Source organism: Undibacterium sp. (genome assembly GCF_030683615.1).
Lineage (GTDB): Bacteria > Pseudomonadota > Gammaproteobacteria > Burkholderiales > Burkholderiaceae_D > Undibacterium > Undibacterium umbellatum.
Map to the genome: position 1 here is coordinate 78,870 of NZ_JAUXQE010000005.1, position 22,036 is coordinate 100,905.

The following is a 22,036-nucleotide window of genomic DNA, read 5'->3' on the forward strand; positions in this document are numbered from 1 at the left end:
AAGACTCATGAAAGAATTTTTGGCAAGCAGCATTTATATAGACTGGCAGCATCCTGCTGTTTTGGCACAGGCGCAGCAACTGGCCGCTGGAAGCGAAGACCAGGCTGAGATAGCGCGCCGCTGTTTTCATTTCGTGCGCGACCAGATCAGGCATAGCTGGGATTACCGCGAGAATCCGGTGACCTGCAAGGCATCTGATGTACTGGCGCATGGCACAGGTTATTGCTATGCCAAAAGCCATTTGCTGGCTGCCTTGTTGCGCGCCAATGGCATCCCTGCTGGTCTCTGCTATCAACGTTTGACTATAGGTAATGAGGCAGCATTTTGCCTGCATGGCTTGAACGCGGCCTATTTGCCAGAACATGGCTGGTACAGGCTGGATGCGCGCGGCAACAAACCCGGCGTACAGGCAGAATTTTGTCCACCGCAAGAGCAACTGGCTTTTGCCATTCTCACACCTGGGGAGCAAGACTTCAAGGGTATCTGGGCAGAACCGCATGCAGCAGTGCTGGCTGCCTTATTGAACCAACCTACGGTGGAAGCCGTGGCAGCACATTTACCGGATGGCGATTTGAGCGCAGAAGCCACTCCCGCCAGCCTGGCACTTCCTTAATTGATCATCATGAACAACACTACCTATCCCACACCCGAAGCTGTAGTGCAAGCCCAGCTCGATGCCTACAATGCCCGCGATGTCGAAGCCATACTCAAGACCTATGCCGTCGATGCGCAACAGTTTGAATTTCCTGGCAAGCTGCTCGCCAGTGGCCATGCAGAAATCCGTACGCGTATGGCGGCGCGTTTTATTGAACCCAATCTGCATGCCAGGTTATTGCGCCGCGAAGTGATAGGTCACATTGTTATCGACCATGAAGAGGTCACGCGCACCTTCCCCGAAGGCACAGGCCGCATGGAAATGACTGCCATCTACGAAATCAAGAACAGCTTGATACAAAGCGCCTCGGTGGCATTGGGTGCGAAGATACTCGACTGATCTGATAAAAAAAGCCTGCAATCTCTTCCAGGCTTTTTACTATCGTGCTGGAATCTGAGCTGGATTACAGCGCTGCCTCCAAGGTCGTTCTGATGGCCTTTGCGCGGTCATCCACACAGTCAGCGTTGCTGAAAGGTTTGAAATTGATGGTCAGGACACCGCCTTCAAATTTCACGCCATTTTCAAACGCCATGCCTGGTGCAGTTGCTTCATCATAGTGGAACTTGATGGCTTTCAGCTCCGCAGTCAGGGCTTCCTTGCCCATGGCGTCGGCAGTGACTTCACCCAGAGCCTTGGCTGTAGGGTTGAAGAAAATGTCAGTCCAGTAGTCATCACGCGCATAGAAATCTTGCTGGCCTGAGACTGCCATGCTTTCCCAGTCAACCTCAACCTCTACCGGGAAACCAGCAGCATTGTGCAAATCTTCCAGTTTTTTGCTGAAGGTGCTTTCTTTATAATCGGCTACGGCACGGCGTTCTGCCAGGTTCATTTTAGGTTTGTCGCTCACTTTGTCTTCCTCACAAATACATGTTTGCTGCGCAATAGCGCAAGATAATCCGGTAATACCGTCACGACATTTTGTTTGTCTGCGGGGATATAAAGTTAACATGTACGAACATTTCTGTTCACTATACGAAGGTATAGTCTGAGACATGGGCTTGTTTCCAGATGTAATTGTCCAGGCCTGGTGGAATTGCGCGAGATCAAACAGAATGTTGGCGTAAACACGGTAAAATGCTGCTTTTATCGTTCATTTTCTTTCATTATCATGGCTCGCCTGCAACTGCATTTTCCAGAAGATCAATACTATTTTTCTACCCAGTTGACGGTGCGTGTGACTGACATCAATGGCGCCAATCACTTGGGCAATGATTCCATGATCTCCATGATTTCCGAAGCCAGGGCGCGCTTCCTGTATGACTTTGGCATACGCGAAACGGCTGCCGGTGGTAGCGGCATCATCGTCACTGACCTGGCCACCACCTACAAGGCAGAAGCCCATGCCCGCGACCAGTTATTGTTTGAAGTGGGTGTCATGGACTTCAATAAATACGGTGGCGACATTACCTTCCGCATTACCCGTCCAGCGGACCAAACCCTGGTTGCCATGGCCAAATCAGGCTTTGTGTTTTTTGATTATCGTGCAGGAAGGGTAGTGCAAATGCCGGAAGATTTTAAAGCCAAGTTTGCGCGGGTGAATTTTCTGGATTGATGCAGCAGTGTGGGCTGTGAACATCTTGCAGCATATACGACCAGACAAGCCGCCTCTCCCTTGAAGGGAGAGGCCTGTTACAACATTAAACGCCAAACTTGTAATTCACTTCCAGCCAGCCCTGGCGGCCAGTTGGGCTGAAGGAGCCAACCGGGTAGTTGGGCCAGCCGCCGCTGTAGTCATACTTGATCTTGTTGAATACATTGTTGATGATGACAGAAACGCTCAGGTTTTTATTCGCCTGATACACCGTACTCCAGTTGGCAAGGCCGGTAGGCGACAGGTAATATTTGCCAGAGCCATTGGGGATCTTGCCATAGCGTGTTACTGTCAGCGTGTTCGACCAGTCTCCCTTGTTCCAGTTGAGGCTGGTGATGAGTTTGTCGCGCCAGTCGCTATTGCCAAGATCGGCCAGGTCGTCATACAGCGCATCATTGTCAAACTGCTTGGACTTTTTGCTCAGCACTTTGCTGTAGTTGGCCTTGATAATGAAGCTGCCATAAGCATTGGTTTTTAATTGATACTTGCCGCTGATGTCGATACCGCTGGTAGCTTCATACGCCGCATTGATGGGATTGACCCAGATCTCTTGTATCTCGCCAGCACGGCTCAGCGCATCCTTTGGATAGCGTTTGATACGGTTGATGGTATCAACACACTGGCTGGAGCTGATGTCGCGCTTGCCGGTGCGGCAGTCAGCTTCGTCACGCAGTAACTGGTCGGAACTCAGGTTGACCACCATGTCGCTGATCTTGATATTCCAGTAGTCCAGCGAAACATCAAACTGATTGTTGGGAGACCAGACCACACCTAAGCCAAAGGATTTGCCTTTTTCTGATTTCAGGTCAGGGCTGCCAAACTGCACATAATTGGCACCTGGCGAGTAATTCGCATAATCGCAATCCTTGAGTTCCTTGCCCTCAGACTTGCAGCGGTAATAGTCGGTGGAACTTGAGTAATAGCCCGTACCACGCGCCTTGAATATGTAATTCATATCAGGCGCGCGAAAGCTGGTGGCATAGTTGCTACGCACTAGGAGCTCTGGTAGAGGGCGGATTTCGAGGCCGCCGTTATAGGTCAGCTTGCCATCCTTGCGTCCGGCAAAATGATAGTTGTCATGGCGACCCGCCAGGCTGGCAGTGACTTCTTTCAAGATAGGTAGATACACTTCTGCACCCAGTGCATAACGCTGACGCGAGCCATGTACGTCATCTGATTTGGTGACAGTATTGAAATAGCCCTGATTTACCCTGGGGTCAACCTCGTTATCAAAACTCTGGCGGCCTATCTCGGCGATACCGGCTGTCTTGACCGTGCCTGCTGGCAGTTTCCAGAGTTCTGTATTCACGGCCAGGCTCAGGGTTTGCGTACGTGAGCTGTCAGCGCTACGCGATGCACCTGTGATATGGTCAAATTCTACTGGCGTCAGTCTTTGCGTCAAGCGTTGCTGGTCTGGTGCGTAGATGGCAATGCCAGCCTTGTCCAGCCCTAGTTTCGGTCCCAGAAAAAATTGGTCTATGTTCGCCAGTGTGCGTGGCGATACATTTTCGCTGCGATAGGCCGACGCGCTATAGGCGGCTTCATAATTCAACTGTGTGCCAGGTATCACGCCTTTCACACCCAGATTGATGCCAACTGACTGGTCATCCCACTGGCGGTTAAAGCGGTTGACGCCATTGATTTCTTCTGGCGCAAACACTTTACTCCAGGCTTCATAGGCATTGCTATTCCGGTTCCAGAAATAGCTTTGATTGGTTGAGGACGATACCCAGCTTGGTGAGCGGGTATCATTTTCTGTCTTGTTCTTGCCAATCAAAATATCTGCAAACAAGGTGGTGTCGGCATTCAAGTCCAGGTTGCTGCTATTGAATAAATTGAGGCTCTGGTTCTTGGTTTGCACCGTCCAGTGCATAGGGCTCAAGCGCGGACTGGCGCAATAACTACCCTTACTGGTTTTATAGTTGATTTGCGTGCCTTCAAAGAAATCACTTTGCTGGCTACAGGTATCGCCCAGGTCCAGAAAGCGGCCACTCTTGACTTCCCGGCGGTAGAGCGTGGCGCTGGGCGTGCTGCGTGTCGCCATGAACTCACGCTGAGTAGCGCGTAATGGTTCGCGCTCACTGTATTCGAGGCTAAACAGGCTGCGCACTTGATCCGTGTTGGCCGTGCCAGAAAACTGTACACGTTTGTTGCTGCCACCGCCACGGTCAGTATCCCCCACTTTGACATTCAGGTTATAACCCTGGCTTTGTTTTTTCAGGATGATGTTGACCACGCCAGCAATTGCGTCCGATCCGTAAATTGCGGATGCTCCGCCATTCAGAATTTCTATACGCTCAACGATATTCGAAGGAATATTCGCCAGGTTGGTAAAATTGATGGTACCCGTATAAGCGATGGGGGAAATCGGCCATGCGCCTGCCGTCCAGCAGTATCAAGGTATGGTTAGGCCCCAGACCACGCAGGCTGATGGTATTTGCAGACGGCGTAAAGGTATTGCCAAAATCCTCGCCCTGGGTAAAGCCGGAGTTTTGTACCGCATTATTGAGCGCATCAAAGACATTCTTGTAGCCTTGTTTGGTAATTTCTTCTGCGGTGATGATGGTGACAGCAGCAGGCCCTTCCAGGCTGGCGCGCGGTATGCGGGAGCCCGTGATGAGCACCGAATCAGGCTTGCTTTCTGCCGTTTGGGCCAAGGCATTACTGCTATAAGTCTGGCTATAAAAAATCGCCAAAAGGCAAGCGGCTATGGGTTTTAGTGCAGGCTTGCGTGGATAAGTTGTATGCTGCATAGGTCTTCTCTTGAATGAGCGAAGACCGGAAAATATCAAGAATATATTTATATTAAAACGAATATATCCGTATATCAACATGCATAGCTTGACTGGTATTACAATTCCTGGTGAGACCTAAATTTACATTTCTACAGGAAATGTATGGCACACTCTCTCAAGTGGTCTCGTCATCATCCAAATCAGAATGCGCGTAGCAAGCATAAAAAATTTCCGGTTCAGATTTACCAAGGCCTTGGTGTATTGCCTGGTTAGCCTGTGCTGTGTTGTCAGCCATGCCGAGACTATCACCCTCGTTGGCGAAGATAGCTGGTATCCGTATTCTGCTGTCAAGGATGGGCAAAACCGGGGCTTTGCCGTGGATGTCATCAGAGCTGCCTATGCTGCTGTGAAAATTGATGTCAAGTTCATCGCCACGCCTTATTCACGCTGCCTGATGCTAGTGCAAAGCGGACAAGAACTGGGTTGCTTTGACAGCCTTAAAGATGCCAAGCTGGAGCCTGATTTTATCTTTCACAAAGAGCCCATCTTCAAGGCCAGCGTCGGTATCTATGCCAGAACCGACAGTCCGCAAACCAGGGTCAGTAAAATCAATGTCCAGGAATTGCACAAATACGTCATCGGCGTCACGCATGGTTACACCTATGGCACCGCATTTGAGAGCGACACACGCATCGTCCGTGAACCGGCACCCAGTGACTTATCCAATCTCCGCAAACTCTTGCTTGGCCGTTCGGATTACTCCCTGATTTATACCCGTATTGCAGACTATCTGAACAGCACCCATCCAGAAGAATTCAGAACCAAAATTCAGCAAGTTGGTATCCTGGTCGAAGATAGCCTGTATGTCAGTTTTTCAAAACGCCGGCCAGAATCAAGCCGCTATGCCAACGCCCTGGACCAGGGCTTGCGCCTGATCAAGGCAAATGGTGTGTATGCAGTTATCGAAAAAAAATGGGCCAGACCAGAACCTTGAGTGTGAAATGCAGACGGCAGCATAGTCTGCAAAACGATGATCAAAACTCTGGGCTGTAAAAAATCATCAGCTACAATAAGCACTCTCTTCTTTGTACCTATCTTGCCATGACCTCATCTGCTTATCGCAAATTTGCCCAACCACAATTATCGGAAGCCAGCATACAGGCGGTGGCCGATGTATTGCGGTCCAACTGGATCACCACCGGCCCCAAAGTGAATGAGCTGGAACAAGCACTATCACAAACCTTTGGCAATCGCCCCACCAGGCTGCTGACCTCGGCTACAGGTGCAATGGAAGTCGCACTGGCCTTGTGCAATATCGGCGCGGGTGATGAAGTCATCACTTCCGCACAAAGCTTTTTCTCGGCCATGAACATGATCGTCAAATGTGGCGCCAAACCTGTGTTCGTTGACTGTGACCTGGTCACCCGTGCCATAGCCCTGGACCAGGTTGAAGCTGCCATCACACCCAGGACGAAGGCCATCATGCCCACCCATTTCCCTGGAGCCCTGGGTGACATGGACGCCCTGTATGCGCTGGCAAAGAAATATCAGTTGCGCGTGATTGAGGATGCGGCATTGGTGCAAGGTTCGAAATGGCAAGGTAAGCCTGTGGGGGCATTCGGTGACATTGCTACTTTCAGCTTCCATCCCAATAAAAACATGACCACCATAGAAGGTGGTGCCATCGTCCTTAATGATGCAGCAGAAGCGCAACGGGTAGAGGTCTTGCGCTTCCACGGCATCGCCAAATTGCCAGACCAGACTCGTGACGTAGTAGAAGCCAGCGGCAAGTTCAATATGTCAGATGTATCCGCCGTCATCGGCCTGCACCAGTTGACGCAGTTCGACGATTTCATGGCACAGCGCCAGGTATTGGCTGAGCGTTATTTCACCAGCTTCCCGGCCATCCCCGGCATCGTGCTGCCACCACAAGGCCAGCCGGACCAGACCTGGAATATGTTTTGCGTGCTCATCCCGTATGAAAATTTTGGTCACACCCGCAACAGCTTCCGCGCTGCTTTGCACGATGCTGGCATAGGCACGGGTGTCTCCTACGAAGCCTGCCACCTGACTACAGTGGGTAAGAGTTTTGGCTATACCGAAGGCATGTTCCCCAATGCAGAGCGCATCGCCCGCGAGACCGTCACCCTGCCTTTACATGTGGGTTTGATGGCGGCGGATGTGGATGAGATTTGTGCGGTGGTGAAGAGGGTGTTGGTGGGGTGATGGGAATGAGTTGGGACACTTGCCAGATGCTCTCTAAAAGCAAAAATAGTATAGCGAAGCCGTGCCGCTTCAGCTACCTTTCAAAGTCCAAAAGCCGCCAGTGTCGCGATGCAGGTTTTCTGTCATCGCACAATCATTTTTACCTAGATAGCAGCTAAAGTTTTTGGGAAGTATGCCGAGCAATAACAGTAAGCGCAGGTCGGGGTGGGCTTTGCAAATGTGGAAAGTGGGGCCGCGCAGGCATAGATAGATTTCGTTGCCGATCAGGTTTTCGTAATAATCCTGGTTGGGGAATTCGTAAGTGTCCAGGCAGGCGAGGTCTTGTGCTCGCATCTGCCTTTCTTCCCTTGCCGCCAGCTCAGTATTGATGTTATGAACAGTCGTGCTCACAGCATCACCCTGTTTGTAAAAGCTGATGATCTCATTTTGCAAAGCGTCCCCGAGTGCATCCCACCATTGCATGAGTTTGCCATGTTCTGTGACGGGGACGATTTTCTTGAATTTTTCAATCAGCATGAGAAATTCTTGCCTTTGCTCAGCTTGTGACCAGGTGACATTTAGTCACCAGCATCCTTACGTCTTTCAGGCGCATCCGGCACCGCCACTTTTTGCCCGTCTGCACTAGCCTTGCTAAGCTGGCCCTTGTCCCAGAAGAGCATTTCACCTTTGACGCCGCCCTTGATGCCGGAGTCTATGGAAATGACTTTGCCCTGGTAGTGGGAATACACGCCATTCATGGTCGTGTGGCCAACGACGATGCGTTCGACCTTGAGTTGTTGCAGGACTTTGTTGAGGTCGTCACCAGGCAGTTGTGGGGCAGTGAAGTAACCGCGATACCATAGTGGGCCTATGCTGCCGTAGAGCCAATTGAGTACATCGTCCGTTTTGATTTGCGCCTTGCTCAGGCCCAGCGTCTGGCGATATTTTTCATTGACTTGTTGCAGACTCATGTTGAGGTTTTGGTAGTCGGGGTGCAGTCCACCATGCATGAAGAGCATGTCGTTGACCTGGATGATCACTGGTTTGCTGCGCAACCAGCGTCCCAGCACGCTGCTGGTATCGAACATTTGCTGATAGCTGGTATTGAGGTGCTGGGCGACAGCGGCATATTTTTTATTCAGGTAGCGCACATCGCCAGCCATGACGATGGTTTCATGATTGCCTAGCAGTAAATGTACGGCTCCACCGGCGGCCTTGGCTTGGGCTTCGAGTGCATATAACAGCCACAGGGTTTCAGTGACTTTGGGGCCGCGATCGAGTACGTCGCCAGCGATGACTAGGTGGCCTGTGCCAAATGTCCATTGCCAGTCCTGGTTGATGATGCCATTGCCCTGCAAGAGCTTGAGCATGAGGTCAAACTGGCCGTGGATATCGCTGATGGCAGCAACTTTGTCGGCCTTGAATTTGATGGTGGCCGGGACGGCTGTTTCTGGCGGGCGTATCGTCAGTGCCCGGGGATAGCCGCAAGGTGCAGGCAGGCTGATGCTGGCGGCACTGGCATAGCTTTGCTTTTGCAATTTGTCATTGCATATCCAACTGACATCTAGGCCGCTTTTATCGGCTTGCGCAGGTGATTGGTAGACAGCATAGGGACCGTCGTTGATGCCGGTGACTGGTGTCAGGTCTTGTGCCTGTACTGCGGTGGCGGCAAACAGCAGGCAGAGAAGGATACCCGTGCGCAGAGTCTGGCGAGTGCCCTTGAAATACGTGTGTAGTGAGTTTGTGTTGCTCGGCATGGAGTGCACTCTTTAAGTGGTCATTGCAAAAAAATAAGGATCATGAATATACCATCAGAAAAGTGAAATGGAAGGCAAGTTCTTGCTTGCGACAGTTTTAAATCTGCACCTGGGAGTAGCTTTGCATATGGACAGGATAAGAGTTAATTAGATACGCATAGGTTATTTAATGTAACTTATAGGTTTCTTTATGGGATTGATATGTTATATAATTCAAACATGCAAGGATGGAAGCGCATCCAGGCTGCCGCCAAATCATGTAACTAGTGCGCCAACTATTATTCTAAGGAGAGACAAGATGAAGCAGAGCAAAGCCCTGGATGATCTGGAACTGATAGTCCGTTACGACCGTCACCGTAACTGGATGGGCGTGGTGTACTGTGTGTTTTTTTGTATTTGTGCAGTGTGGGCATTAGGATTTGAAGACAGTACCGCCGCACAGTTTATCCGGCGGCATTTTATGAGCATGTTTCTGGTGTTGATGTTTGCCGGTTTTGCCAGCATGGGGGCAATGCGCCGCGCCGCCAGAATCCCGTTCTCCAGCCCGGCCCGCAAGGCTGCCCGTGAAGATGAGCTGTTCAAGGCCAGTGCCATGCGTGCTTCACAAAACGGCCTGATCGTCGCGATACTGTTGCAGCCAGTATTGGCAGTGACTGTACATGTGTGGCCGATGAGCAATGACCATATCTTCATGGCCATCATGACGGCGGCATTGAGTTTGCTGGCGGTGTGCATCAGCCTCTTGTATCTGGACCGCTGAAGCAAATCATGGCAGAACAACTCAGAACCACCATGAAAGTGCAGCGTGCCATCCACAACCTGACCCAGGCTGATCTGGCAGAGTTGACCGGCATCACGCGCAAATCCATCAATGCCATAGAAATGGGGCATATGGTGCCATCCACCTTGCTGGCCTTGAAACTGGCACTGGCCTTGCAGGTGACGGTAGAAACCCTGTTTTTTATTGAAGATGTAGCAGAGTAAACGCCTGGCTGCTTCTCAGAACCTGTTTAGGATCTGTAGCGAGCGTGCGTCAGCGGGTTGAAGAACAGCGCATGAGGCCCTATCACGCACACGCAGTAAGATCGTAAACAGGTTCTCAGTCTAGTCCTTCAGGTAATACACCTGGCCCTGGTAGATTTCTGGTTTTGTCTTGCTGGTTTTCAAGGCAGGCAGCACCAGTTTTGGTGGCAAGCTGCCAACTTGCCATTCGCCGGCCAGTGTGACGGCCTGTTGTATGTCTTCGGTTTTCAGGCGAAAGGCCAGGCCCAGCTTTTGTTTGTTGGGCATGTCCTGCATTTCTTTTTCTGTATCGAGTTTGTCGGCGATGCTGAAGTACAGATAGGCGCGTGGCAGGTCAGCAGCTATACCAGTGCCTTCACTATAGATATGACCCAGCCAGGCAAAGGCACGCGCATGTCCCTGGCGGGCAGCTTGTGCCAGCAGGTGGATGGCCAGGTTGACATCGCGTGGCACGGCGTTGCCGGTCAGGTATTGGGTTGCCAGGTAAGTTTGCGCCTGGGCATGGCCCTGATTGGCTGCCTGGCTTGCATAGATATTGGCAACGCGCTGATTGACTTCAGTGCCCAGACCCAGGGCAAAAATACGGGCCAGGCGGAACTGGGCTTCGGCATCATGCTGGTCGGCGGCTGCCCTGTACAAAGTATTGGCTGCCACCATGTCCTTGGGCATGCCCAGGCCCAGTTCATGGCAAATGCCCAGAGTCACCTGGGCGCTGGCCAAACCTTGCTCTGCTGCTTTTTTATACCAGACAATTGCTTGAGCTATATCTTTTTCTACACCCACACCCAGGCGATAGCCTTCTGCCAGATTGAACTGTGCACGTGCATACCCGGCATCGGCGGCCTTTTGAAACCATGCCATGGCTTTGGCTTCATCTTTTTCTGGACCTTTGCCACTTAAATACAGATTGCCCAGATTGTGTTGTGCTGCTGCTTCCCCTTTTTCGGCGCGCTGAGTCCAGTCCTGAAAAGCCAGCGCAAAATTGCCCTCCTTGAACGCAATCGCCGCTGCATCCGGTTTGGCTGGCGTGCCAGGGTTAACGGCAGCATGCGCTGTCAATATCTGGGTGGAGAATAGTGTGGCGCAGAGTATGGATTTCAGCATGAGGGAAATAAAAAGGTGCTTGCAAAAACGAAAAACATATATTTTTTTCATAGGCTGTCAGAGCCACTAGTGTAAATCATCTTGGGCTACACTGGTGGTTTGTCGCATCCTCAGGACGACGTGCGCGTACTTGAATATAAAATACAGAGACAATAGATCATGAATCAAAAACAGCGAGCCATTTTTGTTTTATCCATCCTAATGCTGGGCAATGCCCAGGCCGCGCCACCTGAATGGCCAGCGATTACCCGGCAAGATGTGGAATTCGCCGCTCAAACCCTGGCTGGCAAGCATATAGGCGCAGTGGCCGGGCATTTGCATGTCACCGAGCCACTAAAAAATGGTTTGCCAGTGGCATTGGCCGAAGCCGCAGTGGCACGCGATGAGCAAGACTATTTGCGCACCATCAGCCGTTTCATCTATGGCTTTGGTGATCCGCATACTGGCATCAATTTGCAACTCAAGCGCTCAGGCTGGACTGGCCTGGTGATAGACAGGGTCAATGGTCAGTTCCGGGTGATCTGGTCCGAAAAAAAATGGCCCAATCCTCTACCAGAGCAAGGCGCTGCTGTGCAAAGTTGTGATGGTGTCTGGCTTGGTACTTATTTGCAGACCAGGGTCATGCCTTACCAGAGTCATGCGCCAGAGTACTCGACCAGCATGAGCGAGGCTGCCCGCAGCATGATGTTTGAACGTGGCCTCGGAATCGCTCCGAAGCGCTGTGTATTCAAACTGGCCGATGGCCGCACCCAAGAATTCCCTCTCCCCATGCATGCGCTGCAAGACAGCGGCAACATCAGTGAAAAGCATATTCTTGAAGTGCGAAAAACCTATGTCGCCGTTGCCAGGGATGTTGGTGTTTACGCCTTGGGCAAGAGCATGTATTGGGTAGGCATGCCCAGCTTTGGTGTCACGGATGAAGGCAAGGCATTTGAAAAAGTGTACGCCCGCCTGGAAAAATTAAAGCAGGATAAATGGATCATCTTTGACTTGCGTGGAAATGGCGGTGGCGATTCAAATTGGGGCACGCGTGCACTGACAGCCTTGTTTGGCGAAAATTATAGCGATCAACTGACAGAAATGGGCGGACATGCCAAGTTTATGGTCGCCAGCAAGGAGAGTATCGCCTGGGCCAAAACATATGCGGCCGACCCTAACTTTGCGGCCAGCAAGCCTATGTTTGATGCCATGATTCCCAAGCTGGAAGCGGCACTGGCCGCTGGTAAGAATACCGCTCTCATCAGTGGCGATGAAAAGCAAAGTCCGCAGGCCCTGCTTGCGGCACTCCCGCCCAAGCCCGCAGGCCCGCGTATTGCTGCAGTGATAGACCGTAACTGCTTTAGTTCATGCATGAACTTCCTACAGCAAATCAAGGCTATTTCTGGCAGTGTCGTCCTGGGCGAAAGCACCCTGGGCTATTCACCGTACGGCGAAATTGACCGTTTCAAGTTGCCCAGTGAGCGCGGTTATATTTACATCCCCGCGGCCTATTACATGGTGGCCGAGGCCGCCAGGGAGCCTTTTGTTCCTGGCTTTCCCTATTCAGGGAATATGGCAGATGACAGCAAGTTGATGAGCTGGGTGGAAGAGGTATTAAGGGGAATGAAGTAAATTTTGCGGGCTTTCTTATTCTTTTTCTTCTGCATGTACATCCAGCATCTGCTGCCACTCCTCTGACCACGCCAGCAAGGGCAGCATGGCTTGTACCAGGTTTTGCCCTGAAGGACTGAGGCTGTAACCAGTTGCCGCCATTTCTATGATGTGTGTCTCGCGTAATTCGCGCAGACGCTGGTTCAACACCGTGGGTGACATGGCATCACAACGCTCGCGCAATTCCCTGAAACTCAGGGGATCGCCGCGCAATTCCCAGATCATGCGCAGCGCCCAGCGCCTGCCCAGCAAATCCAGTAACGCCATGATGGGTCGGCCGCTCTGCGATCCCCGGACAGGCTGCCTTGGTTTTGGTGTCGTCATATTTTCTCCTTGCGCTACGTTAAATGTAGCTATATGCTACTAATAATGTAGCGGATAGTTAATTGTACCATTGCGTGAACATGACCAATGCAAGGCTGGGGCCTGCCTGCATGAACACGCTTTTTTTCAGGAGAACCAGATGTCAATGACCAGAATTGCTCCATTAGAACCGCCTTATGAGGCTGAAGTTGCGGAGGCCTTCCTGCGCATCATGCCACCCGGGATGTCACCATTGAAATTATTTCGCACCCAGGCCCATAACAAAAGGGTATTGCAGCGCATGTTTGCCGGTAATTTACTGGATAAGGGATCAATAGAATTAAGAGAGCGTGAACTGATCATCTTGCGCACTTGTGCCCGCTGCGGCTCTGAATATGAATGGGGTGTGCATGTCGCTCTGTTTGCAGAAAAGGCCAGACTGACCAGGGCAGAGATCGCTGCCACACTGCATCCGGATCCTGATCTGAGCGCATTGTCAGCCAGAGAGGTTTTACTGCTGAAGGCAGTGGATGAATTGCACGATAGCTCGGGCATCAGCGACGCTCTATGGATGGCACTGACGCATCACTATGATTCTGCCCAGATACTTGAAATCGTCAGCCTGACGGGCAGTTATCACACGGTTTCATTTATTACCAATGCGGCTGCGGTAGAGTTGGAGAGTTTTGCTCCCAGATTTGCGCAGTATGCATGAGATCACCAATAGCGGGAAGTCAGGCGAGTGACCAAGCTGCTGCCCGCCTGGCGAGTTTGAGGAAGATGTTTTTACGTTGGCGTATCCACCTCATCCCATGCCGCGTTTTCAAAATTCACCAGCCAGTTCAGTGCATAGTGTCGCTCATAGATGACACCTGCCTCCAGGTTCAATGGCAAACTTACTTCTTTCATCCTGGTTTCGCGTACCAGCCAGTGCAGGCGGTAATGCAAGTCCAGGGCATCCAGTATCTGGCTGGCCGGTCGGGTGCTGGCTTTTGCCAGAGTGTCTTCAAAATCCAGATTCATCATGGTGCGGGCAACTAGTGGCACATCGCAAATTGCGTCAGCAAAAGTCAGCTCATCTTGCAAGCCCAGCACCCATTCCAGCACGTACAGCGATTCATAGCGCCAGGCAAACTGGGGCAAGAGATTCTCTCCTGGTTCTTCTGTCTCCAGAAATTCACGTTCATCTGGCGACAACCATGCATGCACCTGTGGGAATCGTTCGATCAAGTCTATCGAAGGAATAGCTTGATTGGTGGCCACCGATTCTGCCCGCAGGGCAACGATGTATAAAGCCAGAGCCCGTCCCAGTATTTCTGCAGCTGGACGCAATTGCAATTCGTCCTCGCTGACCAGTGGCGGCAAGTGTGCCGGTATTGCCAAACCTTTCTCTGCCAGCATGGCATCGGTTCTTGCCTTTCTTTGCCAGGCCTGTGGCGGGTAAGGCACGCTAGCACCTGTTTCTATCTCCCCATCTGCCGCAGCCAGCAAGACATAACCGTGCGGGTCTCGGATATCGCCATCCTGCATGAAGACGATGGCATTCGCTGCCACTGCCCAGTCAGAAAAAGCATCCAGCTGGCTCTCATCTATCCACAGGCTGACTTGCTGCTGTACACGCTGTATGTGACGCATCACATGATAACGCTGGTGCGTCATCTGCCCATCACCACGCTTGAGTACGTAGCCAATAAATCCCTGCAGATGGCCATGCATGTCAGGATCATGCAAATCGCGCACGTTATTCAGTTTATGTGGAAAATTGAGCGGCGGTATCTGCGCACATGTGCAATACGCATTGATTAAAATGCTGCTGGCACTGTTGCTGTCTATTTCTTGCACAAATGTGGATACTGATGTGCGTTGACCAGCAGAATTTGCACTGTCATTTGCCGGTTTTCCGGAAATTAAATTCTTTAAAATTTTCAGCATGGTGCAGATGGGAAGTGGGCCAAAATTGCCAGTATCGAGACAGTTTTTTGCTGATCTTCTCTATAGGGACAATACATGAAAGGCGCTAGGATAAGAGCAAAGCCCAAGCAGGGGGAGTGCTTTTACAAGTCGAAACAGAATTGGGTATGGGTAACATAGTGGCACGGAAGACTAAACGCAAGCAAGTGGAGCAGACCAGTCTAGCCGTCGAATCACAGGCTCAGAGACGTTGACCATGGATGAAAGCACCTCTTGAAATTTAATGCCCACCCTCAACTCTGAACACTTCCAGTGGCGGTGTTTCACCCGGCAACCACTTTTGATGGATCTTCTGGAAACTGCCATCCTTCTTCATTTGTCGCAAGGCATTTTCCCACAGGGTGATCGTGGTAGCCGGGGTTTTCAAGGAAAATGCCAGGTACAATTCCAGGCTGTCGAGCACCATGACTTCTTCTACCTCAGCCGCAGTGCGACCACTTTCCTGCAATACGGAATTGACAGCCAGGCTGCCCTCTACCCACAAATCAAAGCGATGGGCAAACAGCATCTTGGATGAGTTCAAGGGTGAATCAGCCTGGGCCAGATTGATGAAGCCTTTCTTTTTTGCAGCATCAGCGAAGATGCTGCCACGGTAGGCACCAACCGGCAATTTGTAGATTTCACCTTCAAGTGCTCTCAGGCGTGCCGCTTCTCCCTTGCGGGTATAGACTGCAGTTTTGGAAATGGCGATAGGCCCCAGCATATGCATGAGCTTTTCACGTTCAGGTGAGCGACCTAGGCTGAACAGCATGACGTTTTCATCTTCCAGCACCGCCTTGTAGCCACGCGCCCATGGCACCAGTTGTATGTTTTCCTTGTTGCCCGTCAGTGCCTGCAAAGCCTTGACTATATCGACCGCCATGCCATCAATACCAGTCTTGGTCTTGAAGTTCATTGGGGGCCAGTCTTCGGTATAAATGCTCAGTTTTTGTGCCTGTACCGTGGCACTGTGCAGACATAGGAGGCAGGCCAGCACCGGCACAAACACTTGCCGCATGAATATCTGCATGCGATACAGAGATAAGCGGGCTGAAGCTGGCATATTTCCCCTTGGTAGTAAGTCTGCGGGTGGACGTAAGTTGAATAGTACGCCCGTGCCAGAGGCAAGCAAATGCTCTCGTGGTTTTTTCCTGGGATAGGAAACGATGTTTTACGTTATTATTATTTTTATTGTAATAAATTTAGCGTGATGCAGCGATCCCTTGAGATTTTTTCAGGGAACTATTGGAGATGTACCTGAGAAGTCAGGTGCGCGGTTATTGCGGTATGTGCGATCAAATCCAGTGCAGGTCTGGACTTGCCCTGTTTGTCTGTCCATACCTTGGGCGTCAAGGCACCCGACAGCGACAGGCTGTCACCATCACCCAGGGCCAGCAAAGTCTCGCGCACCTTGTCATTGAACGCGATGACATTGCAGATAATGAAGTCACCATCATCTGTGGCTGCCCTCACCTTGCAAGTGACATAGACAGAGCCATTTTGCCCTGCGCGTTCTTCGACCTGGCCGTAAATGCGTCCGGCTATGAGTGCGTCTATCATGGAGTTTTACTTTCGTGTGTAGGAGTTGATTGATTGCGGGAACATACACGCGTTTGACTTGTGATTCAATATTGTTTTTTGTTTTATGAGATTTGTATGCCCAGGCCATAGAAGAACATATCGAGAAGAGCATAGCAATTTGTATGGCGGGAGATATTGTTTCACTAGAGTCACTGGACCGTACTGAAAATGACGATCCAGTGCTGTTGCATTTTTATTGGCTAAGTCCTGACATATTACCAATAGCGGACAGTCAGGTTGTTGGAGGTATATGCAGAGTATCCATGAATGGCAATATAGAAATCGCCGGCAGGAGGGGTACCAACAGTGAAAGCTTCGTTGTCAAGCGGTAATCCACTCAACTCGCTTAGCACACTCAAGCCGCGCCCACCGAACTACTTCCCCCAGACACCCGCTGCACGACTACCCTGGTCGCAATCCTCTCTGTCATTTCCTGCACATGCGAAATCACACCCACTTTCCGGCCCTGGGCTTGCAGGCTATCCAGGGCATCCATGGCGATACGCAGGGTGTCGGCATCCAGGCTGCCGAAGCCTTCGTCGATGAACAGGGATTCGACCTTGATGCGGTTACTGGACAGAGATGCCAGTCCCAGCGCCAGGGCCAGCGATACCAGGAAAGATTCTCCCCCAGACAATGAATGCACAGAGCGCTGTTCATCGCCCATGTCCTGGTCGATGACCATCAGTGCCAGCGTGTCTGCCACCCTTTGCAGGCGGTAGCGGCGTGAGAGCTGGTGCAGGTGCTGATTGGCATAGGCTAGCAAGACATCGAGTGTGATTTGCTGGGCATAGTTGCGGAATTTCTTGCCGTCGGCTGCACCTATCAATTCATTCATCTGCGCCCACAAACGGGTTTGTGCTTCCTGTCCTTGCATGCTGGCGATCAGGTCTTTGGCCTGTTGGTGGCGTGCCTCGTCCTGTGCCAGAGCAAGCTGGTGACGGCTGTATTCTTGCTGGATTTGCTGACGTCGTTCGTTCAAGTCTTGGAGCAAGGATTGCAGATGTGCAGTCCCGTTTATTTCCGTCGCTGCAATTTCTGGTTCTTGCCCGGTTTCATCCTGCATCGCATCTGCTGGCGCAAAGCTTAGTGCTGCCGGATGTTGTCGCAAATGCTGCTGTCTTTGCTGGCTGCGTTCACGGAGTATGGTTGTCGCTTGCTGAACTGCATTTTCAATTGCTTGCATGGCCTGGCGCTCTGCATTGATCCACGCATGTGGATGTGCCAGCAGCTCACGCAAGTGTGTTACATCCAGGTTTTTTATGGTGGCTTGCTGCTGTGCTATCCACTCGTGCAGTTTTTCATTGGCGATGTGCAGTTCCTGGCTTTGCTGGGCGATACGCTTATTGATTTGTTCTTGTGCTTCATGCAGGCGTGCCAGTTGCTGGCGTATTTCATCATGCGCCTGCAATTGGGTTTGCAGTGCCGCTTTTGCCTGATTGATCGCTAGTATGAATTGCGCTTCTACGTCGCTGACGGCGCGACCCTGGAATAATTCCTGCCGTTTGGCTTGTTGTTGTTTTAATGCTGTATCTGCAACCAGATAACGTTTGTTGTCGCTGGAAAATTGCTCTTCCAGTTGATGGGATTGCATCTGCTGTTTTTCTACATCCAGTTGCAGCTTTGCCAGTTGTTCAGCACTTTGGCTGTAGGCGAGTTGATGGCTTTGCCATTGCTGCACATGGATTGCACATTGACTCTGGAATTCCAGAGGTGATGCATGCCAGTTGTCTTGCCAGCTGTTGCCGTCGTCTGCTTGGGCGGCAAAGGCAGGTGCCAACTGGGCCAGGGCTTCATCCAGCTTTTGACTGGCATCCTGTTCTTTTTCTGTCGCCTGTGTCAGGGCAGTGGTGAACTTTTCAAGCGCATGGATAAGCGCAGTGTGGGTGTCTTTATGTTCTTGCAGGGTACGGCGTGCTTTTTCTGTATTGGCAAATGCTTCATCCCTGGCCTTTGTTGCCTGTTGATAGGCTTGCTCTTTTTTATGCAATTGTTGCTGTTGTTCTTGCAAACCAGCCTGTTGCTGGCTTAACCAGGTGCTGGCTTGTTCATTATCGATTTTCGCGGTTCGCAATTCAGCGGAGATGATGTGCGCTTGCCATGCACTTGCTACAACTTGTTCCTGTTGCTGCAAAACCGTCAGCTCTTGCTGAAATTGTTTTTGCTGTTGTTGATATTGCCTGTGTTCAGCCGTTGCGGTTGCCAGTAACTGGCGCTGGTCTTGTTCGACTTGTTGGCAATGCTTGAGTTCATCTTCCAACTGCATCAGCAAGGCATGCAATTGCAGGTTACCGGTTTTGTAGGGATGTTCAGTTGCTCCGCAGACCGGGCAGGCCTGTTCGTCTTGCAAGGTGTCACGCAGGCTTTCTACGTTGGCATTGCAGGCAGCCTGGGTCAGTTGCAGGCTTTTCTGTGCCTGTTCTTTTGCGGCAGTCAGGCTGGGCAATTGAATCTGAATTTTGGCAATGGTTTTATCTGTAGCTTGAATGCTCAATTGGCAGGCTTGCTGCTGAGTTTCCAAAGCTTTTTTGCGTTGTGCCTGTTCATGCATTTGCTTGTGCAAATCTGTAGCACTGCTCAAGAGTTCGCGTCTTTGATCAAGCGCCAGTCTTTGCGTTTGCAAACCGGGCAAGTCAAATTGTGCCAGCTTGTCTGCTGCTTCTTCACGTAATTTTTCTACAACTATCCAGCTTTGTTCACTTGCTTGCAATTGTTGCGCGCGTTCTGCCAGCACTTGTTCTTGCTTGTCTTTTTGTTTTTGTAGATCGAGCATGTTTTGTTGCTGGTAACTGGCATCTTTCTTGGCTGTTGCTGCCTGCTTCAGTAATAACTCCCATGCTGTCCAGTTGTCGGCCAGGCCTTGCAAGCCCGCGTGTCGGGTCAGCCATAATTGCAGGTCTTGCTGTTTCTTATGCAGTTGTGTCAGGTCAGCCTGTCTACTCTTTTGCTGTTGCCGCGCAATTGTCAGCGCTTGTTCTGCCTGCACTTGTGTTTGTTGCGCAGCCAGCCAGTTACTACGCAAGATGTTCAGGCTGCTGTCGAGTGCCTTGGCTGCATCCAGCATAGGCGTTGCTTCATGCAGGGCGTGTTCGGCTTGCTGTAATGCTTGCTGTGCCCGCGTCAGCGCCAGATGTTTTTCTTGTGCGCTGTGCGTGCCTGCCTGAATGTTGTTGTGGGCTGTGGCAATTTCTGCCTCTCCCTGGCTGATTGCCTGTTGCAGACGTTCGAGTTCTGTCAGCAGCGGTCGGGCGGTTTGTATGCTTTCGACTTGTTGCAGATAGGCGACTCTTGCTGCGGCTATTGTCTTTTCTTGTTCATGTATTTGCAATTGCCGCTGGGCTTGCTGTTCGCCCTGTAGCAACTTGCTGTCATCGGCATGCCAGCGCAGATGTGTTTGCAATTCTGTGAGTTGACTATCCAGTTGTTCCAAGCTGGTTTTGCTGATGGCAAGGTCAGTCTCAAGTTGTGTGCGTTCTTCGGCGCTCAGTGGTTTGTTGTCTGCCAGTCGCACATGGAAACGGTCCAGCGCTTCGCGTTCCAGTTTGGAACGGGCGAAGGCACGTTGTGAAATCTGACCGTAGATATCGCTGCCTGTCAGGGTTTCCAGCAGTTCACCGCGGTCATTGTCATCGGCTTTTAAAAAACTGGAAAATTCGTTCTGTGCGAGCAAAACGGCGCGCGTGAATTGTTCAAACTTGAGGCCAAGACGCTTGATTATTTCTTCCTTGACCTCGGTTTTCTTGCCGCCTATAGGCTGTAGTTGCGGTAACTGGTGAAGTGACATTGCGGTCGGCTGCAAGATGCCTGTGGCTTTATTGCGTGAACGTCGCACACTCCAGCGTGAGCGATAGGCATTGCCATCTGTGCCCACGAAATCCACTTCAGCATAACCTTCGCCAGTGCCTCGTCGCAACAGGTTGCCGGTATCTTGTTGGGTCACTGCATCGGCACCGTCGGGTAATTTTGTGGTGCCTGCCTTGATCAGGCGGGGCGTGTTTTCATACAAGGCCATGCACAGGGCATCCAGCAGGGTACTTTTGCCCGCGCCGGTGGGGCCGCTGATGGCAAACAGGCCAGCAGACTGCAAAGGCTCCTGAGTGAAATCGACAACAAATTCACCCGCCAGCGAAGCCAGGTTTTTACCGCGTATGGCGAGTATTTTCATTGCATGCCCTCACCGTGCAAGAGTTCGCCAAAGGCTTGCAGCATGTCGCCCGGTGCTTCCTGCTGGTATTTTCCTTGATACAGACGGCGGAAGATGTCTTCAGGTTGCAGGCGGTCCAGCGTATCCTGTATGGCCTCTTTATCGCTATTCTCATCTTTCGACTTGCCTGGGTAATGCGGGTCTATCTTCAGCAAACGCAAGGGTTTGCCTGCGATGTAGCTTTCGATGCGCGCACGCAGACCGGGTTCCGGCGCATCCAGTTTTACCTTGACTTCCAGATAGGGATCATATTGCGTGCCTTTGCTGTTATCGACAATGCTAGCCAGATCAAGGCTGTCGAGCGCATCCAGCACGGCAGGCAAGGGCGCTGCATGCTTGGGAATGCGCAAGAGCTGGACTGCACGTGGTACATAGAGGGGTGTTACTTGAGAGAGACTTTCACCATCAACATCCACACACAAAACCTGATGCCGGTAATCGACTTCAGCAAACGACAGGGGCAGGGGGCTGCCGCAATAACGCAGATGTTCTTGCTTGCCCACTTTTTGCGCCAGATGCAAATGCCCCAGTGCCGCATAAGTGATGTGACTGTCGAACATGCTGGCAGACAAGGCTTCAGTGCCGCCGATAACGATGCGGCGCTCAGAGTCTTCGGATATTTCGCCACCGACCATGTGACAATGTCCCATGGCGATGATGGCCTGGCCGTGCTGGCGCAAGCCCAGGGCATGGTCGCTCACCTCTTTGTACAAGCGGGCTATGCCTGCCATGTAAGGGTCACTGGCATTCTCGACCCGGGGCACATCTCCGGGGCGCAGGAAAGGCACGGCCAGGCACCAGGCCACTATCCTGGAATTCTGCCTTATCGGTACTACCATCGCTGACACATCGATACTGCCATCGGCCAGACGCGGTACCATGCCGACGACGCTGATATCCATGCCATCGAGCAGAGGGACGGGCGCTTCCAGTCTGGCGGGTGAATCGTGGTTGCCCGCGATGATGATGATATTCAGATCAGGCAGGTGCATCTTGGCCTGTCGCAAAAAACGGTAAAACTGTTTTTGCGATGCGGCTGAGGGATTGGCATTGTCGAAGATGTCACCCGCGATAAGCAATGCATCGGCTTGTTGCTCTTGCAGAGTGATGCACAGCCAGTCAAGAAAATGCTGATGTTCCAGCCCGCGTTCGGCGCTATGCAGGGTTTGGCCCAGGTGCCAGTCTGAAGTATGGATGAAGCGCAAGTGTAGTCCTTTGCCTATGCTTGTGAAGGTGTTAAGCAGGGCAAGTGTAACCGTTTTTACATGGGTATGAAAC

At 51.5% G+C, this 22,036-nt stretch carries 21 protein-coding genes; 9 read left to right on the forward strand and 12 right to left on the reverse strand.

The genetic code is table 11. The features are described from left to right. The first annotated feature begins 7 nt into the window (after window positions 1–7). Window positions 8–613, forward strand: coding sequence for a transglutaminase family protein (locus Q8K39_RS01675; RefSeq protein WP_305258045.1), 606 nt, complete (start codon window positions 8–10; stop codon window positions 611–613). A gap of 9 nt (window positions 614–622) precedes the next feature. Further along, window positions 623–994, forward strand: a complete 372-nt coding sequence (locus tag Q8K39_RS01680) for a nuclear transport factor 2 family protein (RefSeq protein WP_305258046.1) — start codon at window positions 623–625, stop codon at window positions 992–994. A 64-nt stretch (window positions 995–1,058) separates the two neighbouring features. Here Q8K39_RS01680 and Q8K39_RS01685 read toward each other — a convergent pair whose 3' ends face one another. Beyond that, entirely contained in the window at window positions 1,059–1,502 is a 444-nt protein-coding gene (locus tag Q8K39_RS01685) for a hypothetical protein (RefSeq protein ID WP_186956195.1), read from the reverse strand. Between the two features lie 261 nt (window positions 1,503–1,763). Here Q8K39_RS01685 and Q8K39_RS01690 point away from each other — a divergent pair, with 261 nt between their 5' ends. Then, window positions 1,764–2,207, forward strand: coding sequence for a thioesterase family protein (locus tag Q8K39_RS01690; RefSeq protein WP_305258047.1), 444 nt, complete (start codon window positions 1,764–1,766; stop codon window positions 2,205–2,207). A gap of 85 nt (window positions 2,208–2,292) precedes the next feature. On the opposite strand, the gene Q8K39_RS01695 is transcribed toward Q8K39_RS01690, so the two are convergent. Continuing rightward, a complete protein-coding gene (locus Q8K39_RS01695) occupies window positions 2,293–4,482 on the reverse strand; it encodes a TonB-dependent receptor domain-containing protein (protein ID WP_305258048.1) in 2,190 nt (729 codons plus the stop codon). A gap of 61 nt (window positions 4,483–4,543) precedes the next feature. Beyond that, on the reverse strand, window positions 4,544–4,999 hold the full coding sequence (locus Q8K39_RS01700; protein ID WP_305258049.1) for a Plug domain-containing protein: 456 nt from the start codon (window positions 4,997–4,999) through the stop codon (window positions 4,544–4,546). A gap of 187 nt (window positions 5,000–5,186) precedes the next feature. On the opposite strand from Q8K39_RS01700, the gene Q8K39_RS01705 reads away from it, so the two are divergent. Further along, window positions 5,187–5,975 (forward strand): ABC transporter substrate-binding protein, encoded by a 789-nt coding sequence (locus Q8K39_RS01705; protein ID WP_305258050.1) that lies wholly within the window; start codon window positions 5,187–5,189, stop codon window positions 5,973–5,975. Window positions 5,976–6,082: 107 nt separating this feature from the next. Then, entirely contained in the window at window positions 6,083–7,207 is a 1,125-nt protein-coding gene (locus Q8K39_RS01710; RefSeq protein ID WP_305258051.1) for a DegT/DnrJ/EryC1/StrS aminotransferase family protein, read from the forward strand. Between the two features lie 69 nt (window positions 7,208–7,276). Here the strand turns inward: Q8K39_RS01710 and Q8K39_RS01715 are convergent, their stop codons facing one another. Further along, complete coding sequence (locus Q8K39_RS01715) at window positions 7,277–7,723, reverse strand: hypothetical protein (protein WP_305258052.1); 447 nt, start codon at window positions 7,721–7,723, stop codon at window positions 7,277–7,279. A 41-nt stretch (window positions 7,724–7,764) separates the two neighbouring features. Then, window positions 7,765–8,943, reverse strand: a complete 1,179-nt coding sequence (locus Q8K39_RS01720) for a metallophosphoesterase (protein WP_305258053.1) — start codon at window positions 8,941–8,943, stop codon at window positions 7,765–7,767. Window positions 8,944–9,241: 298 nt separating this feature from the next. Between Q8K39_RS01720 and Q8K39_RS01725 the strand changes: the two genes are divergently transcribed. Both Q8K39_RS01725 and Q8K39_RS01730 read left to right on the forward strand, forming a co-directional pair. Further along, window positions 9,242–9,703: a hypothetical protein gene (locus tag Q8K39_RS01725; protein WP_305258054.1), complete on the forward strand. Its 462-nt coding sequence runs from the start codon at window positions 9,242–9,244 to the stop codon at window positions 9,701–9,703. A gap of 8 nt (window positions 9,704–9,711) precedes the next feature. Then, entirely contained in the window at window positions 9,712–9,927 is a 216-nt protein-coding gene (locus Q8K39_RS01730; protein WP_230413895.1) for a helix-turn-helix transcriptional regulator, read from the forward strand. A 120-nt stretch (window positions 9,928–10,047) separates the two neighbouring features. On the opposite strand, the gene Q8K39_RS01735 is transcribed toward Q8K39_RS01730, so the two are convergent. Beyond that, window positions 10,048–11,070, reverse strand: coding sequence for a tetratricopeptide repeat protein (locus Q8K39_RS01735; RefSeq protein WP_305258055.1), 1,023 nt, complete (start codon window positions 11,068–11,070; stop codon window positions 10,048–10,050). A 159-nt stretch (window positions 11,071–11,229) separates the two neighbouring features. Between Q8K39_RS01735 and Q8K39_RS01740 the strand changes: the two genes are divergently transcribed. Further along, the gene (locus Q8K39_RS01740) at window positions 11,230–12,681 is read left to right on the forward strand and encodes a S41 family peptidase (RefSeq protein ID WP_305258056.1); all 1,452 of its coding nucleotides are present in this window, start codon (window positions 11,230–11,232) and stop codon (window positions 12,679–12,681) included. A 15-nt stretch (window positions 12,682–12,696) separates the two neighbouring features. Here the strand turns inward: Q8K39_RS01740 and Q8K39_RS01745 are convergent, their stop codons facing one another. After that, window positions 12,697–13,044 carry a helix-turn-helix domain-containing protein gene (locus Q8K39_RS01745; RefSeq protein WP_305258057.1) on the reverse strand — a complete coding sequence of 116 codons (348 nt, stop codon included), beginning with the start codon at window positions 13,042–13,044 and terminating at the stop codon, window positions 12,697–12,699. A gap of 139 nt (window positions 13,045–13,183) precedes the next feature. On the opposite strand from Q8K39_RS01745, the gene Q8K39_RS01750 reads away from it, so the two are divergent. Further along, window positions 13,184–13,738: a carboxymuconolactone decarboxylase family protein gene (locus Q8K39_RS01750; RefSeq protein WP_305258058.1), complete on the forward strand. Its 555-nt coding sequence runs from the start codon at window positions 13,184–13,186 to the stop codon at window positions 13,736–13,738. 71 nt (window positions 13,739–13,809) lie between these two features. On the opposite strand, the gene Q8K39_RS01755 is transcribed toward Q8K39_RS01750, so the two are convergent. From Q8K39_RS01755 to Q8K39_RS01775, 5 genes are all read right to left on the reverse strand, one after another. Continuing rightward, on the reverse strand, window positions 13,810–14,739 hold the full coding sequence (locus tag Q8K39_RS01755) for a DUF4272 domain-containing protein (protein ID WP_305258059.1): 930 nt from the start codon (window positions 14,737–14,739) through the stop codon (window positions 13,810–13,812). Between the two features lie 475 nt (window positions 14,740–15,214). Further along, a complete protein-coding gene (locus Q8K39_RS01760) occupies window positions 15,215–16,036 on the reverse strand; it encodes an ABC transporter substrate-binding protein (protein WP_305258060.1) in 822 nt (273 codons plus the stop codon). A gap of 179 nt (window positions 16,037–16,215) precedes the next feature. Further along, window positions 16,216–16,533, reverse strand: a complete 318-nt coding sequence (locus tag Q8K39_RS01765; protein WP_305258061.1) for a single-stranded DNA-binding protein — start codon at window positions 16,531–16,533, stop codon at window positions 16,216–16,218. Between the two features lie 376 nt (window positions 16,534–16,909). Beyond that, entirely contained in the window at window positions 16,910–20,719 is a 3,810-nt protein-coding gene (locus tag Q8K39_RS01770; protein WP_305258062.1) for an AAA family ATPase, read from the reverse strand. Continuing rightward, window positions 20,716–21,963 (reverse strand): exonuclease SbcCD subunit D C-terminal domain-containing protein, encoded by a 1,248-nt coding sequence (locus tag Q8K39_RS01775; RefSeq protein ID WP_305258063.1) that lies wholly within the window; start codon window positions 21,961–21,963, stop codon window positions 20,716–20,718. Before Q8K39_RS01775 ends, Q8K39_RS01770 begins: the two co-directional genes overlap by 4 nt. Window positions 21,964–22,036 lie beyond the last annotated feature (73 nt).

Coding starts and splice junctions, on each gene's coding strand:
- Q8K39_RS01710 (WP_305258051.1), top strand. CDS start 6,083: ATGACCTCATCTGCTTATCGCAAATTTGCCCAACCACAATTATCGGAA.
- Q8K39_RS01680 (WP_305258046.1), top strand. CDS start 623: ATGAACAACACTACCTATCCCACACCCGAAGCTGTAGTGCAAGCCCAG.
- Q8K39_RS01715 (WP_305258052.1), bottom strand. CDS start 7,723: ATGCTGATTGAAAAATTCAAGAAAATCGTCCCCGTCACAGAACATGGC.
- Q8K39_RS01770 (WP_305258062.1), bottom strand. CDS start 20,719: ATGAAAATACTCGCCATACGCGGTAAAAACCTGGCTTCGCTGGCGGGT.
- Q8K39_RS01690 (WP_305258047.1), top strand. CDS start 1,764: ATGGCTCGCCTGCAACTGCATTTTCCAGAAGATCAATACTATTTTTCT.
- Q8K39_RS01755 (WP_305258059.1), bottom strand. CDS start 14,739: ATGCATGGCCATCTGCAGGGATTTATTGGCTACGTACTCAAGCGTGGT.
- Q8K39_RS01700 (WP_305258049.1), bottom strand. CDS start 4,999: ATGCAGCATACAACTTATCCACGCAAGCCTGCACTAAAACCCATAGCC.
- Q8K39_RS01765 (WP_305258061.1), bottom strand. CDS start 16,533: ATGATAGACGCACTCATAGCCGGACGCATTTACGGCCAGGTCGAAGAA.
- Q8K39_RS01705 (WP_305258050.1), top strand. CDS start 5,187: ATGCGCGTAGCAAGCATAAAAAATTTCCGGTTCAGATTTACCAAGGCC.
- Q8K39_RS01725 (WP_305258054.1), top strand. CDS start 9,242: ATGAAGCAGAGCAAAGCCCTGGATGATCTGGAACTGATAGTCCGTTAC.
- Q8K39_RS01735 (WP_305258055.1), bottom strand. CDS start 11,070: ATGCTGAAATCCATACTCTGCGCCACACTATTCTCCACCCAGATATTG.
- Q8K39_RS01740 (WP_305258056.1), top strand. CDS start 11,230: ATGAATCAAAAACAGCGAGCCATTTTTGTTTTATCCATCCTAATGCTG.
- Q8K39_RS01675 (WP_305258045.1), top strand. CDS start 8: ATGAAAGAATTTTTGGCAAGCAGCATTTATATAGACTGGCAGCATCCT.
- Q8K39_RS01745 (WP_305258057.1), bottom strand. CDS start 13,044: ATGACGACACCAAAACCAAGGCAGCCTGTCCGGGGATCGCAGAGCGGC.
- Q8K39_RS01760 (WP_305258060.1), bottom strand. CDS start 16,036: ATGCCAGCTTCAGCCCGCTTATCTCTGTATCGCATGCAGATATTCATG.
- Q8K39_RS01720 (WP_305258053.1), bottom strand. CDS start 8,943: ATGCCGAGCAACACAAACTCACTACACACGTATTTCAAGGGCACTCGC.
- Q8K39_RS01750 (WP_305258058.1), top strand. CDS start 13,184: ATGTCAATGACCAGAATTGCTCCATTAGAACCGCCTTATGAGGCTGAA.
- Q8K39_RS01730 (WP_230413895.1), top strand. CDS start 9,712: ATGGCAGAACAACTCAGAACCACCATGAAAGTGCAGCGTGCCATCCAC.